This is a genomic window from Marinoscillum furvescens DSM 4134, assembly GCF_003386095.1.
Lineage (GTDB): Bacteria > Bacteroidota > Bacteroidia > Cytophagales > Cyclobacteriaceae > Marinoscillum > Marinoscillum furvescens.
On record NZ_QREG01000020.1, the window covers coordinates 2,492 to 19,541 of the forward strand.

At 44.6% G+C, this 17,050-nt stretch carries 9 protein-coding genes; 8 read left to right on the top strand and 1 reads right to left on the bottom strand.

What is annotated here, in order from left to right:
- The first annotated feature begins 11 nt into the window (after positions 1-11).
- The 7 genes from C7460_RS17800 (at position 12) to C7460_RS17830 (ending at position 12,442) form a co-directional block, all read left to right on the top strand.
- Positions 12-7,634 carry an Ig-like domain-containing protein gene (locus C7460_RS17800; protein ID WP_221409572.1) on the top strand — a complete coding sequence of 2,541 codons (7,623 nt, stop codon included), beginning with the start codon at positions 12-14 and terminating at the stop codon, positions 7,632-7,634.
- A gap of 990 nt (positions 7,635-8,624) precedes the next feature.
- The gene (locus tag C7460_RS17805) at positions 8,625-9,998 is read left to right on the top strand and encodes a hypothetical protein (RefSeq protein WP_115869491.1); all 1,374 of its coding nucleotides are present in this window, start codon (positions 8,625-8,627) and stop codon (positions 9,996-9,998) included.
- Positions 9,999-10,010: 12 nt separating this feature from the next.
- Positions 10,011-10,409: a hypothetical protein gene (locus tag C7460_RS17810; protein WP_115869492.1), complete on the top strand. Its 399-nt coding sequence runs from the start codon at positions 10,011-10,013 to the stop codon at positions 10,407-10,409.
- Between the two features lies 1 nt (position 10,410).
- A complete protein-coding gene (locus C7460_RS17815) occupies positions 10,411-10,776 on the top strand; it encodes a hypothetical protein (RefSeq protein ID WP_115869493.1) in 366 nt (121 codons plus the stop codon).
- Between the two features lie 201 nt (positions 10,777-10,977).
- On the top strand, positions 10,978-11,193 hold the full coding sequence (vap15, locus tag C7460_RS24560) for a type II toxin-antitoxin system VapB15 family antitoxin (protein WP_394340433.1): 216 nt from the start codon (positions 10,978-10,980) through the stop codon (positions 11,191-11,193).
- On the top strand, positions 11,147-11,575 hold the full coding sequence (locus C7460_RS17825; RefSeq protein WP_245986450.1) for a putative toxin-antitoxin system toxin component, PIN family: 429 nt from the start codon (positions 11,147-11,149) through the stop codon (positions 11,573-11,575). Before vap15 ends, C7460_RS17825 begins: the two co-directional genes overlap by 47 nt.
- 294 nt (positions 11,576-11,869) lie before the next feature.
- Positions 11,870-12,442 (top strand): hypothetical protein, encoded by a 573-nt coding sequence (locus C7460_RS17830; protein ID WP_147303011.1) that lies wholly within the window; start codon positions 11,870-11,872, stop codon positions 12,440-12,442.
- A gap of 276 nt (positions 12,443-12,718) precedes the next feature.
- Here the strand turns inward: C7460_RS17830 and C7460_RS17835 are convergent, their stop codons facing one another.
- Positions 12,719-14,566 carry a M61 family metallopeptidase gene (locus C7460_RS17835; protein WP_115869497.1) on the bottom strand — a complete coding sequence of 616 codons (1,848 nt, stop codon included), beginning with the start codon at positions 14,564-14,566 and terminating at the stop codon, positions 12,719-12,721.
- 228 nt (positions 14,567-14,794) lie between these two features.
- On the opposite strand from C7460_RS17835, the gene metG reads away from it, so the two are divergent.
- Positions 14,795-16,852, top strand: coding sequence for a methionine--tRNA ligase (gene metG / locus C7460_RS17840; RefSeq protein WP_115869498.1), 2,058 nt, complete (start codon positions 14,795-14,797; stop codon positions 16,850-16,852).
- Positions 16,853-17,050: the final 198 nt, after the last annotated feature.

Sequence of the window (17,050 nt, forward strand, 5' to 3'; positions counted from 1 at the left end):
CAGCCACTCAGGTGGAAACGATCTACGATGCAGACCGTCCGACAGCACGCATAGAAAATGCTCCGGCAGTAGTAGGCAACACTACTCCATATGATGTGGAAATCCACTTCAACGAGGCGATCAATGGCTTTACCATCGGTGATATCACAGTGACCAATGGAGGTGTTACTGCTTTGACGCAAGTCAATGACAGCACCTACACGGCAGAGATCACGCCAAATGGAGCAGGGGATATCAGTGTGGCAGTAGCCGAAAATGTAGCTACCGACAATGCTGGCAATGACAACACGGCAGCTACCACCGTCACCACGATTTTGGATGAAGATGCACCTACGGTAGATATCCAGGATGAGCCTGCTTATGTCAACAACACCGCGGCTTATACCGTGACCTTCAGTTTCAATGAAGATGTAACTGGCTTTGCGCTTTCAGACATTAACGTGGGCAATGGTACAGCTGCTAATCTGACTACAGTCAATGACAGTACTTATACAGCGGAGATTACCCCTGATGGTGCTGGCGACATTACAATCAATGTGGCTGGTGGCGTGGCTCAGGATGCTGCTGGCAATGGCAACACCGCAGCTACAACTGCGACAACCATCTACGACAACACATCACCAGCACCGGTGATCAACAATGCACCAGACAGTGTGAACACCACTGATCCATTCACAGTAGTGATCGATTTCGGCGAAGTGGTCAGCGGCTTTGTAGCTGGAGAAGTTACAATAGGCAATGGCTCTGTTACCGACTTTGTCAACAATGGGGATGGAACGTACAATGTGACCATCACACCATCAGGCGCTGGCGACATCACCATAGATGTAGCAGCAGGAGTGGCGCAGGATGCTGCTGGCAACACCAACACAGCGGCCACACAGGTGGAAACGATCTACGATGCAGACCGTCCGACAGCACGCATAGAAAATGCTCCGGCAGTAGTAGGCAATGCTTCACCGTATGATGTGGAAATCCACTTCAACGAGGCGATCAATGGCTTTACCATCGGAGATATCACGGTGACCAATGGAGGTGTAACCGCTTTGACGCAAGTCAATGACAGCACCTATACGGCAGAGATCACGCCAAATGGAGCAGGGGATATCAGTGTGGCAGTAGCCGAAAATGTGGCTACCGACAATGCTGGCAATGGCAACACCGCAGCTACCACCGTCACCACGATTTTGGATGAAGATGCACCTACGGTAGACATTCAGGATGAGCCTGCTTATGTCAACAACACCGCGGCTTATACCGTGACCATTGATTTTGGTGAAACGGTTACAGGGTTTGACTTATCTGAAATATTGGTAGGTAATGGATCGGCGGCAAACCTTGTGGATCTTGGAAGTGGTGAATACACCGTGGAGATCACACCAGATGGAACTGGTGATATATCGATCAATATCAATGCGGCTGTGGCTCAGGACAATGCAGGCAATGACAACATTGCAGCTTCAGAAGTGGTGACTGTTTATGACAACCAGTCTCCTTCGGTTGAAATTCAAAATGCACCAGCTGCAGTAAATGCTACAACTCCTTATACGGTGGTGGTAGCTTTTGATGAAGTGGTGTCTGGTTTTGTTGCCAGTGAAGTTTCCGTAGGAAATGGCTCAGTAACCAATTTTACCAACAATGGAGATGGTACCTACGATGTGGAAATCACTCCTAGTGGAGCTGGTGATATCACGATTGATGTGGCTGCCGGCGTGGCTCAAGATGCCGCTGGTAATTTAAATACAGCCGCTACTACTGTAACGACGACTTATGACATCACAGGCCCGACGGTAGCCATTACGGGACAACCGACTGGGGTAAACAGCATGTCTCCATATGAAGTAACAGTTGATTTTGGAGAGCAGGTGACTGGTTTTACCAACTCTGATCTTAACATCACCAATGGTTCGGTTACCAGTTTTGTTGACAATGGGGATGGCACTTTTACGGTGGAAGTAACGCCAGATGGAAACGGCGACATAGTGGTGGAAGTGCCAGCAGGCGCCGCACAAGACGCAGTAGGTAATGACAATTCATCAGCGAGCGTTACAACGATTTATGACACTACGCCTCCAACGGTGGCGATTGAAAATGCCCCTGATACCGTAAATACTACCACGGCTTATGTGGTGGACATTCAATTCAGTGAAGGAGTAGAAAATTTTGTGCTGGCGGATATTTCCGTAACAAATGGCTTTGCAAACAATTTCATTGCAGTGGATGCCGATAGCTATCAGGTTTCCATCAACCCGGATGGTAATGGCGATATAGCCATTGCAATTGCTGCAGCTGTGGCTAAAGATTCCGCAGGTAATGACAACACAGCGGCTACTACTGTTACTACTGTTTATGATGTAACATCACCTGCACCGGTTGTGACAGGGATGCCAAAAACTGTCAGTGACAATACACCATTCTCCATTACTGTTGATTTTGAAGAGTTGGTTTATGGATTTGAGGCTGGTGACATAGTTGTAGGAAATGGAACTGTAAGTGGCTTTGTCGACAATGGTGATGGGACTTATACAGTGGAGATTACGCCTGATGAAACCGGTGATATTACGGTAGATATTCCGGCAGGGGTGGCAGCCGATGGGGTAGGCAATGCCAATGTCGCAGCCACTACCAAAACTACGCTGTTTGACGACAAGAGTCCGGAAGTAGTGGTAGAAGATGCACCAGAGGTTGTCAATAACAATGACCTCTACACGGTGACCCTTTCGTTCAACGAAGCAGTATTTGATGTAGAGCTGTCAGATGTGAGGGTTGTAAACGGTACGGCCAGCAATTTGGTAAACCTAAATGATAGCACCTTTACAGTGGATATTACACCAAATGGAGCTGGAGACATCTCAGTAGATGTGCCTCGCGGAACAGTGGTGGATACAGCTGGTAACCCGAACATTGCTTCGGAAGTTGTCACTACGCTGTTAGATACTGACAATCCGGGTGTTGAGATACTGAATGCTCCGACTATCGTCAATGACAATACTTCTTATACAGTGACGCTGGCATTTGATGAGCCTGTCACGGGAGTGGAACTGTCTGATGTAGTGGTAGCTAATGGTAGTGCAAGCACGCTGACAGTAGTCAATGACAGTACTTATACGGTGGAGATTACTCCTGATGGCAATGGTGATATCACGATAGACTATGGTACCGGTGAAGCGATTGATGCAGCTGGAAATTCAAATGACGCGGCAAGCACTGTGACCACCCGATTTGATGATCAAAGCCCAACGGTGACCATAGAGAATGCACCGGCACAAGTAAATACTACAGCTACTTACACCGTCACGATTCAGTTCAGTGATTCCGTTTCTGGATTTGAGTTGAGTGATCTTAGTATTGGAAATGGTACGGCCAGCAACTTCGTACAGGTAGATGGTGATACCTATACAGTAGACATTACGCCTGACGGAAATGGAAACATCACCGTGGATGTAGCAGCAAACGTGGCGAATGATGAGGCAGGAAATGGAAACGAAATGGCCAATACTGCTACTACTGTTTATGATATTACACCTCCTGATGCACCTACGGTTGCTGCACTAAATACCAATGACACAACACCTGTGCTCACAGGTGCAGCAGAACCAGGGTCTACGGTTGTAGTAACGCTAAATGGGGTTGAATTCACCACCACTGCTGATGCGAGTGGCAATTGGTCTGTAGATTCAGAAAATGATACCCCTACGGCGGGAGGTCCTTTTACGGCCCTGACCGAAGGAGACTATGATATCCAGGTAACCAGTACGGATGCAGCAGGAAATACAAGTTCGGATGCTACGACAGATGAGTTGACGATAGATACCACGGCACCAGGCGTGCCAACGGTCACTAGCCAGGTTACAGATGACAACTCTCCGGTATTGACCGGTACAGCCGATGCGAATACACAGGTTGATGTGCTCGTAAATGGAGTTACGTTTACCACCACCGCAGACGCCTCTGGCAACTGGACTATCAACACTGAAGTAGATACTCCTACCTCAGGAGGACCTTTTGTAGCTCTGGCTGACGGTACGTATGACGTACAGGTAACCAGTACTGATCAGGCTGGAAACACCACCACAGATGCTACGGCAGATGAACTGGTAGTAGATACTCAGGCTCCGGCAGTACCTACCGTTACCCCGTCGAATACTGCGGATACGACACCTGTAGTAGAAGGTACGGCAGAAGCGGGGAGTACGGTAGTAATTACAATTAATGGAGTTACGTTTACTACTACGGCTGATGCCAGTGGCAACTGGTCTATAGATACAGAAACAGATACACCTACGTCTGGCGGGCCATTTACACCGTTGAGTGACGGTACATTTGATGTGGCGGTAACCAGTACAGATGCGGCAGGTAATACAGCTTCAGATACTTCCACTGATGAGCTCGAAATTGACGCTACGGCTCCAGCTGTGCCATCTGTAGATGCTCAAAATACCAATGACACCACACCAGTATTGACAGGTACTGCTGAGGCTGGAAGTACGGTAACTGTTGAACTCAATGGGGTGACTTTTTCTACTACTGCGGATGCTTCAGGCAATTGGAGTATAGACACGGAAACAGCTACACCTGATTCTGGAACATTTACACCATTGACAACAGGTACTTATGATGTGTCGGTGACGAGCACAGATGCTGCAGGAAATAGCTCTTCTGATGCGACGGTAGACGAATTGGTGATCGATACTGCCAATCCTTCTGTGCCTACCATCACGGCGATTACCACCAATGACACCACCCCAATTTTAGGTGGTACGGCGGATGCAGGCACCACCGTGAGTGTGGTAATCAATGGTGTGACATTTACCACTACCGCAGATGCGAGTGGCAACTGGTCTATCAACACAGAGACATTGACACCTACATCAGGAGGTCCGTTTTCCCCATTGGCTGATGGAACCTATGAAGTGCAGGTTACAAGCTCAAACGATACAGGAAATAGCACAGCAGATACTACGTCTAACGAATTAGTTGTAGATACCGAGGTGCCTGCCGTTCCTACTGTGGAGAGTCAGACCACCACCGACAACACTCCAGTCATTCAAGGTACTGCCGAAGCAGGCACTGAAGTAAGAGTGTCGATTGATGGAGTGGTCTTTACCACTACAGCAGATGCCAGCGGCAACTGGACAATAGATACCGAAACGGCAACACCGACATCAGGTGGTCCTTTTACTGGATTTGCTGATGGTACTTACAATGTAATAGTTTCAAGTACTGATGGAGCTGGAAATTCAAGTACCGACAATTCTACGGGAGAGTTGGTCATAGATGCGTCTGCACCTTCTGTACCTACAGTGACAGTGCAGGAAACCAATGATGGAACTCCAGTACTCAGTGGAACTGCAGATGCCGGTACTACTGTCACCGTAGTAATCAATGGAGTAACCTTCACCACCACTGCCAATAGCGAAGGTGTGTGGCAGGTGGATACTGAGAACGATACACCTACATCGGGTGGTCCATTTGATTCTTTGACAGATGGGACCTATGACGTTGCAGTGACCAGTACGGATGATTTGGGCAATGCTACAACAGATAACACATCTGATGAACTGGTGATTAACTCATCTGCTCCTTCTTCGCCTACAGTAAATGCGCAGGTGACAGAAGATGCTACACCAGTGCTTAGCGGTACAGCAGATGCTGGCACTACCGTGACCGTGACGGTGGCAGGGGTAACGTTTACTACCACTGCAGACGCTAGTGGAAACTGGACCATCGATACCGAAACGGATACACCAACATCAGGAGGGCCTTTCAATCCATTGGATGATGACACCTATGAAGTGGTGGTGGTTAGCACCGATGATCTGGGTAATTCCAGCTCAGATGCCTCTACTAAAGAGCTCGTGGTGTTTGTGGGTACAAATGATAGCGACGGAGATGGAGTAGCTGATAAGGATGAGGATCTCAACGGTGATAATAACCCTAATAACGATGATACGGATGGCGATGGAGCACCAAACTATCTGGATGCAGACGATGATGGAGATGGCGTACCTACTTCAGAAGAGGATGTAGATGGAGACGGAAATCCTGCCAACGATGATACGGACGGAGATGGCACACCAAACTACCTGGATAGTGATGATGATGGCGATGGAATGTCCTCTGCCGATGAAGATAGGAATGGAGATGGTGATGCTACCAACGACGATACCGATGGAGACGGCACACCAGATTACCTGGATACAGACGATGACGGTGATGGCGTACCTACTTCAGAAGAGGACGTAGATGGAGACGGTAACCCTGCCAACGATGATACAGATGGTGATGGTACGCCAAACTATCTGGATACAGACGATGATGGTGATGGTATCCCAAGTACCGATGAGGACACCAATGGTGACGGAGACCTGACCAATGATGATTGCGATGGAGACGGCACACCAAACTACCTGGATGCAGATGCTTGTGCATCCGATTCGGATAGCGATGGAGTATCAGATACCGCAGAAGATGTAGATAGAGATGGTGACCCTGCCAACGACGATACCGATGGAGACGGCACACCAGATTACCTGGATTCGGACGATGATGGTGATGGCGTACCTACTTCAGAAGAGGACGTAGATGGAGACGGTAACCCTGCCAACGATGATACGGATGGTGATGGTACACCAGACTATCTGGATTCGGACGATGATGGTGATGGCATCCCAAGTACCGATGAGGACACCAATGGTGATGGAGATCTGACCAACGATGATTGTGACATGGATGGTACGCCGAATTACCTGGATGCTGACCCATGTACAGTAGATTCAGATTCTGATGGAGTTTCTGACGATGAAGAGGATATTGATGGTGATGGCAACCCAGCCAATGATGATACTGATGGTGATGGTAACCCGGACTATCTGGACTTAGATGATGACGGTGATGGAATACCTACATCAGAAGAGGATGTAGATGGTGACGGGGATCCTACCAACGATGATACGGATGGCGATGGCATACCAAACTACCTGGATGCAGACGATGATGGCGATGGCATCCCGAGTGCCGATGAGGACGCCAATGGTGATGGAGACCTGACCAACGACGATTGTGATATGGATGGTACTCCGAATTACCTGGATGCTGATGATTGTTCGCTAGTGGATTCCGATGACGATGGAGTGACAGATTATCAGGAAGATAGAGATGGCGATGGTGATCCTGCCAATGACGATACGGATGGTGACGGTACACCAGACTATCTGGACGATGACGATGATGGTGATGGGGTGAAGACCATAGATGAAGATTCGAACATGGATGGCGATTACACCAATGACGATTGTGATCAGGACGGAACGCCAAACTACCTGGATGCGGACGAATGTGCAGATGTGACTCCTCGCAAAGGCTTTACGCCTGACGGAGATGGTGTGAATGATTTCTTCTATATCGAAAACATTGAGCAGTACCCGAATAACAACGTGCAGATATTCAATAGATGGGGAAATAAAGTGTTCGAAATAGAAGGTTATGACAACCAAAGTAAAGTATGGAGCTCAGAGTCTAATGTTGGGCTGATTCTTGGGCAGCGAGAGGTGCCTTCAGGAACGTACTTTTATTTGATAGACCTGGGAGATGGTAGTAAACCGATATCAGGATTTATTGTCGTAAACAAATAGTCAGTTGATTCACCGAGAATTTGCCTGCATTCACCGAGTAAGTGCCGGTGGGCAGGGGCGGTGAAATAAATTAGTTCGAAAGGATCCGTGGTTGGGAAAAAAAGGATCCTTGGTTGGGAATTGAGGCCTGTCCGTATAGAACAGGCTTTTTTTTATCCATTGGTCTGTATTGACTCCCTGGAATACTTTGAATAGAGTTGAGAGAACAGTATCCTCATTAAAACCGATAAATCAATCTATGAATTGATATAAGGGATAGGTTCAAGTGAAATATCGGCGTGAATGACCACATACTGGTCCCTTTCATAAATTTAATCGTCATTCACCGAGAAAATGTTCCTATTCAACGAGGGTTACATCAGGAAGGGAATTTGAAAGGTAATTTGTTCACTGGATTCGGTGTTGGGAATTTTTATCCGAATCCGTTAGGAACCGAAGGCCTGAATCAGATGGATTCAGGTCTTCCTTTCTAATGTTCGAATGTTTTCGATTGAATTTTCAATATTGTGAAGGTCAGCTAAAAAGTACGCTTAAGTCACTAATCAAACCTAATTAACTAGTGTTAGAAGGCTAATTCAGAGATGTTCTCATCTTCGGGTTAGCCTTTTTACATAAAAAACGACCGCTTTGTCAAATCGAGCATACAATAGCCAGTCGCCTGCCTCAACGCGACTATCTTCCATGTGAACGCCCGCCTTCCGGCGAGGCACGCAACTCTCCACCACCTCAACCGAGGCCCCGTCCTAAAATTACTTGACAGGTTTTTACTTAATTCTAATAATAATTTACCATGATAAGTGATCATCCTATTTACACTTTACTTGGATTGCTGTAATCCCAGGTGAAGCATACAGGATAGGATTTAGGCCTGCTATGGATTGACAGTTTAGGTACTTGCAATTGTTTAAAAACCATTACCTTCGAAGGGTATAATAGGTTATTGTGCACTAAGTGTGCAAGACACTTTTGTTACCCAACATTAAAAAATAGATGAGCATTATTCGACCAAGACTAAATGATTTTTACAATATTCCTATGACACAGGAAGAGGTTGATTTTGCTATTCCCTTTATTGATGAAGATATTCCACTGTATGTTGACCCATTTTTGCTATGGAAATCCCCATCACTTCAAGATAATTCATTGCACCTTACTATCACAAATAGTTTTAATCATTTAGGCTATTTAGTATCTAATGGTAAAGAGAAAGAAGCAAGCGAAATAATTATTAGAGCTTCAGAATGTGATGAAGTTGGACTCGGTAATTCTAAAACCAAAAAGGGAAAGAGAATTGGAGAAAAATTAGCTTTAACAATTTTAAATCAGTTTACCTCAATACCACAATTGAATAAAAATGGATTTACACATTTCGAAGAATTACAATTGTTGGTTGATAATTTTTCAAAAGATAGAGTAAGTGACATTGCGTGCAATTTCATTCAATCTTTCCTCATTGATTTTACGATTGAACAATCAGAAAAATATGGCATTCCAATAGAAAAGGTCAAGCTGAACAATCTTTATAATACTAAAACAAACTCCTTTGGAGTTGAGGAAACTCATTTACCCGTAAATCCAAATAGCAAAGCTCCAATTTTATTCATACCTAAAAGGTGGCTGAAATTTATTCCTTGGATAAATACAGATGATTATTTTAATAGCTATTACATAAAAAACGTTCACAAGGATGGAGATGAATTTCCTGACAGAATAAGACTTTTAAACTTTAATAGGCACAATTATGACATGGTTCAAGCATATACAGCCATTAAAGAAAAACAAATTGAAAACTGTAAAAACGATCCTCTTTTTAGTCAAATTCCTGTCACCTCCGCCAAAAGAAAGATTTCAACTATAACTAAGTTGGCAACAGGCAAGACGGATAATGCAGATAGAAAATTTGAAGACAATGTATGCCAGTTGATGACATCCCTTGTTTACCCTCATTTGGATTTTGCACAAGAACAAAGTAGAACAGAGTCAGGGGTTCAAATTCGAGACTTGGTATTCTACAATAATAAATCTTTTGATTTTCTAGAAGAAATCTACGAAGCTTATAAATGTAAGCAGATTGTTATGGAGCTCAAAAATGTTCATGAAGTAAAACAGGAACATATCTTACAGCTTAATAGGTATCTCAAAGACCAATTCGGAAATTTTGGAATAATCATTACTAGAAATCCACCTCCAAAAAAAGTCATTAAAAACGTTATCGACTTATGGTCAGCACACAGGAAATGTATTTTAATCTTGGATGACACTGATTTAAAAATGATGACACAAGTGTTTGAAAGTAAACAACGGAATCCTATAGAAGTGATAAAGAAAAAATACATTGAATTTACAAGAGCATGTCCATCATAAAAAAATCAGATTATGAATAAACAAGACATAAATAATTTTGAAAAAACCCAAAGTCAGCTAGAAGGATTATTAGTTGAAGTAACGAATCTTGCTAAAAAATCACCTAATGATGGCGTTAATAAATTCAAATTGAAATTCATCAATGAAATTATTCTGAATTCGAATAAAGTATTAGGGAAGGCCTACAAGCCATTAGATTCTTTTGAGAAGTTTGATGAGGATGATTTACCATCAAATAGTGATGTAACCTTTATACTTTCTCAATACTTGAGTTGTTTTGAAAAATTGCGGTCAGACAATATCTATCGAAAGCAAGAATATGATGGGAATAAATACTTCTACGAATGGTTTTGGGTAGTTGATAAGTCTAAGTCAACAATCAAAACCTCACCACCAAAAAAAATAAAATAAAATGGCAAAAAAAGACTCACTTCCAACAGATGCTCAGGTCGTTAAATTTGAAATGTTAAGCGAGCTTACAGATTCTATTTACACTGAAATGAAAGAGTTCTCAAAAAAGAAGCCTGATGATGCTCTCAACGCTTTTAAAGTAAAAAATGTGAACAGAGTTTTGACTCAAATAAAGTCCTTCTTAAATGATGAACCTACAGTTTCTTTTTTAGACCTATTAGATGAGGATACGCTACCTTCAAATAGTGATGCTATTTTAATTATAGGCCAATTCAAAGCTGCAATGGATAACTTTCGAAATAAATATACTAACAAGTATAGACAATGGATGACGGTTGAAAGTCCTGAAGGGAAGTCAAAAAAATAAAAACGTTGGGTAACAATGTATATAAAAAATAGGCGAAACAGCAATAAAATCAAGGCTTTTGGCTCGTATCAAACTTTGTGCTTAACCGAAAGTTTGGTGCTTCGAAATCGCCTACTTTTCATATACTAACCGTTATCTGTCAGCAGTGCTTAGATAACAAGTTGTGCCACTTTTTCGTAACTTTGAATTATGGAGGCTAACATGAACCTTTCTTTTTCACAGATTCTTGAATTGGTCAGGAATTTACCAGGTGAACAAAAAATCAAGATTTCGCAGGAACTTGAACGTGAAACTATTAGCTCCAAATTGACTGAGCTTCTTACTGCTTTTCGAACTGATAAACTCACGATGGACGAGATAACCGAGGAAGTTGAAGAAGTCCGCCAAGACCTTTATGACAAGCGAACATCGAATTAAGGTCATCTTCGACACCAATATTTGGATTAGTTATCTCATTGGTCGCCAACTTGGTGACTTAACCGAACTCCTTTCCGCAAGAAAAATTGAGTTAGTCCTGTCCGACCAACTTATGACAGAATTGACTGAAGTAACGTCAAGAAAGAAATTTCAAAGGTATTTTGGCAAACGTGAAGTCGATGAACTTCTCAAACTCATGGAAATTTTAGGAACTCACTATGAAGTCAGAGAGTATCCGAACATTTGTAGAGATGTCAAGGACAACTTTCTACTTGGCCTTATAAGAGTTTCTCAGGCCGACTTCCTTGTAACTGGTGACCAAGACCTTCTGGAACTGAACCCATTCGAAGGAACTGAAATCATCGAGGCAAACCAACTTTAAGAAAAAATAGCCAACAGGTAACAATCGCTAGCACGAATGCACTAACTGCCACTTTACATACTTTAGTCGCTGAGAAGGGGTAGTACTTTTGCAATGGCATGCCTGCGGTACTACTATCTTCAGCTCGAAGGAGTTTTTTGATCTTCATGGCGCAGTGTCTGTTTGATACCTGCTTGCAGGCTTTGTATGCACCGGCAGATAAGCTACTTTTATCGGAAATTAAAAAGCTCGGAGGCCACAACGCCATTTCTGGGTGTTGGCTTGCATGCTGCAGAACTCACAATTCATCTCAACTTGGAAAGTTTTGTAATTCTATCAGACGGTGAAGTGCCAAGGCAAATAGCAGAACGCTATGGCAGGGAACTAACTCTGTCAGAACGACTTAAACTCAAGATTTTTGGACTTGGATTCTTTAGGCCGATGGAAGGTCATCCAAACATCTTGAGCAAGTGGTTTGAACTTAAGAACTTCTCTGTTCGTCCTCACCTTGACCAGCTAACTAAAGGCATCGTCTTTAGACTTAGGGGAATTAAAGAGTTGGACGCGCTGGCCATTGAATATTCTGAGATTGAAGCAATTAATATCATAAGACATCCAGACACTGTTTTGGCGATCCCGCTGACTCCTTATTGGATACTTATCAAGCTCGGCTTTAAACCTAGATCCGTAAGGTTCCTATCAAGATTTGGTTACCATTTTGGGAACGTAGAGGTAACAATTAATCTAACTAACAAAGACAAAATTTGCCTAGAATGGAATGGCCGACATGACAAGGCAGTCTATAAATTTTTCACCAGTAAATACTTAATAAGCAAGGCGAAAATGAACGCAAAGCTAACAGGGGATATTGCTCATGGCCTTAACTAGCCATCTGCAAAGTGACTGCTGAACATCCCGATTAACCGTCGCAATGAAACAGATGTGCTTTTGCCATTGGCATGCCTGCGGCACTACTATCTTTTGCTCGAAGGAGTTTTTTGTCTTCATGGAGTATCCGCCAGCCCGGCAAGCAAGTATCCGCATATAAAAACGCCCGCCTTCGTGAGGAAGGCGGGCGTTTTTATTTGAATAGTTTTCGCTTACAAAAAGACTAGTCGTAGGTCTGCTAGTCTTAATTCGACTAGGAGTTTTACGGATGATCCGTTATTTTCCGGCCACAATCCAGCTTTGCAATATTTTGTATTGGCTTTCTGAAGGCTCTTCAGCGAACTCCAGGAAGTGGTTCTCCGATTTTTCGATTTCAATCGCTTTTGCTTTGAGCTTCTTCTTTTTGAGCTTTCCTTTTTTCTCACGAAGCACCGTAACTTTTATCTTATCGCCCGGCTTAGTATTAGCCTTATAGTCGTCTATTACGGCTTGTGCATTAGCTAGCGAAAAATCTTCTCCATTGATCTCCAAAATCACATCGCCTACCTGGTAGCCCATTGCCACGGCAAACTCGTTGGCGTTATCTAGTCCTTCGATGATGATCTGACGGTCGGCATTGATGTTGAGGTTGATATTGCCCATGGAGATTTCCTTCACTTTGCGCTCAGCTATGTACTCGATGCCTGCCCAGCTGAGCACTTCTTCGATGGGGAGCGGTTGGTCGCCTGCCACATATGTATCCAAAAATTCGCGAACCTCGGGGTAGGTCAGTGCCTCGATCACATCAAAAAGCTCATCGTCATCAAACGAAACTTCTTTGCCGTACTTTTTGGCTAGCTCCTGCATGAGCCACTGCAAGTCTTTTTTACCATCAGAGTACTTAATGATGTGTAGATCCAGGCACATGGCGATCAGCGCACCTTTGTAGTACACATTTACATACATCGGCTCGTATTCCGGGTCAAGTATTTGTTCACTCATTTCAGTAAACGATACATTCGGAAATTTGTCCGCGATGCGTAGTTTTTCCTGGATTTCTTCCAGAAACTTCTCAGGGCCATACAGGTTGTATTTTACCTGCACGTGCATAGAGGCGTATTCAGTCACCCCTTCGTAGAGCCACAAGTGTTTGGACATTTCAGGCTCTATGTAGTTAAACTCACCTATTTCCTTCGAGTGGATGTTGAGAGGGGTCACAATATGGAAAAACTCATGAGCGGCTACATCTCTTACCGTCTGGCCGATACGGTCGGCGCCAGCCTCAGGTAGCGAATACACAGAAGAGTAAGAGTGCTCCAGTGCACCCATAGATCCAGAAAGCGTTGGTTGATCGTTGAGGTAGATCAGGTAAGCATAGCGGTCTACAGGCAGTTGGCCACCCAGGTAGCTGGCCTGAGCTTCCATGAGGTCGTATACATTGTCCATCACCTCCTGCGCAGAAAGCGCCTTGTTGGGCGAATATACCGCTACCAGTACTTCAGCATTGGCGATCTGTCGGGTGATTGTGTCTGGCTCACTGTACATGATAGGGCCATCCGCCAGAAAATTAAAATCATCGGCAAAATAAACGTCTGTGGTCGCATTTTTTTCCTCTTTCTTGAGGGCAGTAGCTCCATAGATGTTTTCAGGATGCGAAACAGTTACTTCGTAGGGCTTGAACTTTTCTCCATCGATGTAGCCCACAAAACCAAAGGTATTCATCACATACACTTGCTCTTCGCCATCTATATTAGTTCCGCCGGGCTCAAATACGATATTGTCTCCATATCCATCAAACTGATCCCAGGTGTCATCCACCCGATAGGTGATTTTGGAAAGGTCGTTGTTGGTTATTTTCCAGCGGTTGGTTGATAGCTGCTCCACTTCCAGTTCGTTTCCGCCAGCATCAAAGGCCTTAAATTCAGACACAAACCGTCCGAAATCGGAAATGCTATAAGTTCCAGGTACGATCTTGGCCATGTGATATTCTACAGCGGGTGCAGTGGATGCAGGAGGGTAGACGGTGACAGGCACTTTGTCATCTGCCGTGGCAGTCAGGTCTATGTTTACTTTATAGCTGTCACCCTGCGCATAGGCCATGGTAAAAGCCAAAGACATAAGTAAAGCAAGAGCGGTATTTCTCATAAATGTGATTTTTAAAGTGTTGTAATTGCTAAACAAAGGAACGGAATCCCCTGCAATATAGCTGAGGCTATTATTTTAATGGCCATCTCCAGCTTACAGCCGGTGATTCTTTTCCATGCATTGGTAAATAAATCATTTTGCGAGTGATAAGTTTAGAAAATTCCCCCAGCTCTCAGGAGGGGCCGCCTTTTCATTCTTTCTATATTTGCTGCCCAATTGGAAAGAATTATGTCACAAAGAGATTTTAAGCGATATACCATTACAGCGGCATTGCCATATGCCAACGGACCCGTGCACATTGGTCACCTGGCTGGAGTGTACGTACCTGCGGATATTTATGTGCGTTATTTGCGCCTCAGGGGCAAAGACGTGGCCTTTATCTGTGGCTCCGATGAGCACGGTGTAGCCATCACTTTGCGAGCGCGCAAAGAGGGAGTTACGCCTCAGCAGATTGTAGATAAGTACCATGAGCAGATCAAAGGCTCCTTTGAGCAATTCGGAATCAGCTTTGATATCTACTCGCGTACCAGTAGTAAAACACACCACCAGACCGCTTCCGACTATTTTAAGAAGCTTTATGACAATGGAAAGTTTGTAGAGCAGTCTTCAGAGCAGTTTTATGATGCTAAGGAAAAGCAGTTTTTGGCAGATCGGTACATCAAGGGTACGTGTCCGACTTGTGGTTTTGAAGAGGCGTATGGAGATCAGTGCGAAAGCTGTGGCTCCACGCTGAGTCCTGCGGAGCTGATCAACCCCAAATCCATGCTCAGCGGCGAAGCACCTGTGATGAAAGAGACGAAGCATTGGTATTTTCCGCTGGATCAGTATGAAGGATGGCTGCGTGAGTGGATCGGAGAGGAGCACCCAGAGTGGAAACCCAACGTAGCTGGGCAGTGCAAGAGCTGGCTGGACAATGGGCTGCGTCCACGACCGATGACCCGTGATCTGGATTGGGGTATACCGGTGCCTGTAGAAGGTGCCGACGGTAAGGTGCTCTACGTTTGGTTTGATGCGCCTATCGGATACATATCCGCTACTAAAGACTGGGCAGCAGCCAACAATAAAAACTGGGAAGACTACTGGAAAGACGAGGAAACACGCCTGGTGCATTTTATTGGCAAAGACAACATCGTGTTTCACTGTATCATTTTCCCTTCGCTGCTCAAAGCAGATGGAGATTACATAGTGCCAGACAATGTGCCTGCCAATGAGTTTTTAAATCTGGAAAGCAACAAAATCTCTACTTCCCGCAACTGGGCCGTGTGGCTGCACGAATACCTGGAGGAGTTTCCTGAAAAACAGGATGTGCTACGCTACGTACTCACGGCCAATGCTCCAGAGACCAAAGACAATGACTTTACATGGAAAGACTTTCAGGCCCGCAACAATAATGAACTGGTGGCCATCTTTGGCAACTTTGTGAATCGGGCGGTAGTGCTGACGCACAAATATTTCGAGGGCAAAGTACCTGCCTGCCATGAGCTAACTGCACGTGACGAAGAGGTAATTGCCGCTATGAAAGAGTTTCCAGGCAAGATCGAAAGCGCCCTGGAGCAGTTTAAGTTTCGTGAAGCAGCTACCCAGCTAATAGATTTGGCACGTGTGGGTAACAAATACCTGGCAGATACTGAGCCGTGGAAACTCATCAAAACAGATCAGCAGCGTGTAGAAACGATCATGCACATCGCTTTGCAGCTAGCCGGTAGCCTGGCAATATTGTCTGAGCCGTTTTTGCCGTTTACCTCACAGAAGCTTCGGGGTATGCTGAAGCAAAACCAGGTGGCCTGGGCAGAGGCTGGCAGCCTCAACTTACTAGACGCTGGTCAGGCGATAGACAAGGCGGTTTTATTGTTTGAAAAAATAGAAGACAAGACTGTAGAAGCTCAAGTACAAAAACTAATGGATACCAAAAAAGCAAATGAAGCTGCTGAAGCAGCCCCTCAGGTAGCTCCTGCCAAAGAGGAAGTGACCTTTGATGATTTTATGAAAATGGATCTGCGTGTAGGGGAGATCAAAACTGCCGAAAAGGTGGCAAAGTCTAACAAGCTCCTAAAATTTACCGTAGATACCGGAATGGATCAACGCACGATCGTGAGTGGTGTAGCCAAGCATTTTTCTCCTGAAGAAATGGTCGGCAAAAAGGTAGTGGTAATGGCCAATCTCGCACCGCGTAAGATCATGGGTGTTGAGTCTCAAGGCATGCTGCTCTTTGCTGAAAATGCAGACGGTACCCTCAAGGCTGTGAGCCCCGATGCTGAAGCCGAAAACGGTGCTGGAATAGCATAGGTTTAACTCAAGAATTTACTGGGAAAGTGTTTCGAAAATTTAGATGACCTGAGTTTTTGGGACACTTTTTCTTTTTTACACCTTCCTAAAAATGGGAAGGCTACAAGATTATGTGCACATGTGTGCACAGTAGAATCCGCCACCACTCCCGCATTTTTCGCTTGCTTATTATTACCATCGCATGTGCTGCCCCGCACG

What these genes read in the sequence shown, in the direction of transcription:
- metG (WP_115869498.1), top strand. Translation starts at nt 14,795, where the DNA reads ATGTCACAAAGAGATTTTAAGCGATATACCATTACAGCGGCATTGCCA.
- C7460_RS17810 (WP_115869492.1), top strand. Translation starts at nt 10,011, where the DNA reads ATGAATAAACAAGACATAAATAATTTTGAAAAAACCCAAAGTCAGCTA.
- C7460_RS17815 (WP_115869493.1), top strand. Translation starts at nt 10,411, where the DNA reads ATGGCAAAAAAAGACTCACTTCCAACAGATGCTCAGGTCGTTAAATTT.
- C7460_RS17835 (WP_115869497.1), bottom strand. Translation starts at nt 14,566, where the DNA reads ATGAGAAATACCGCTCTTGCTTTACTTATGTCTTTGGCTTTTACCATG.
- vap15 (WP_394340433.1), top strand. Translation starts at nt 10,978, where the DNA reads ATGAACCTTTCTTTTTCACAGATTCTTGAATTGGTCAGGAATTTACCA.
- C7460_RS17805 (WP_115869491.1), top strand. Translation starts at nt 8,625, where the DNA reads ATGAGCATTATTCGACCAAGACTAAATGATTTTTACAATATTCCTATG.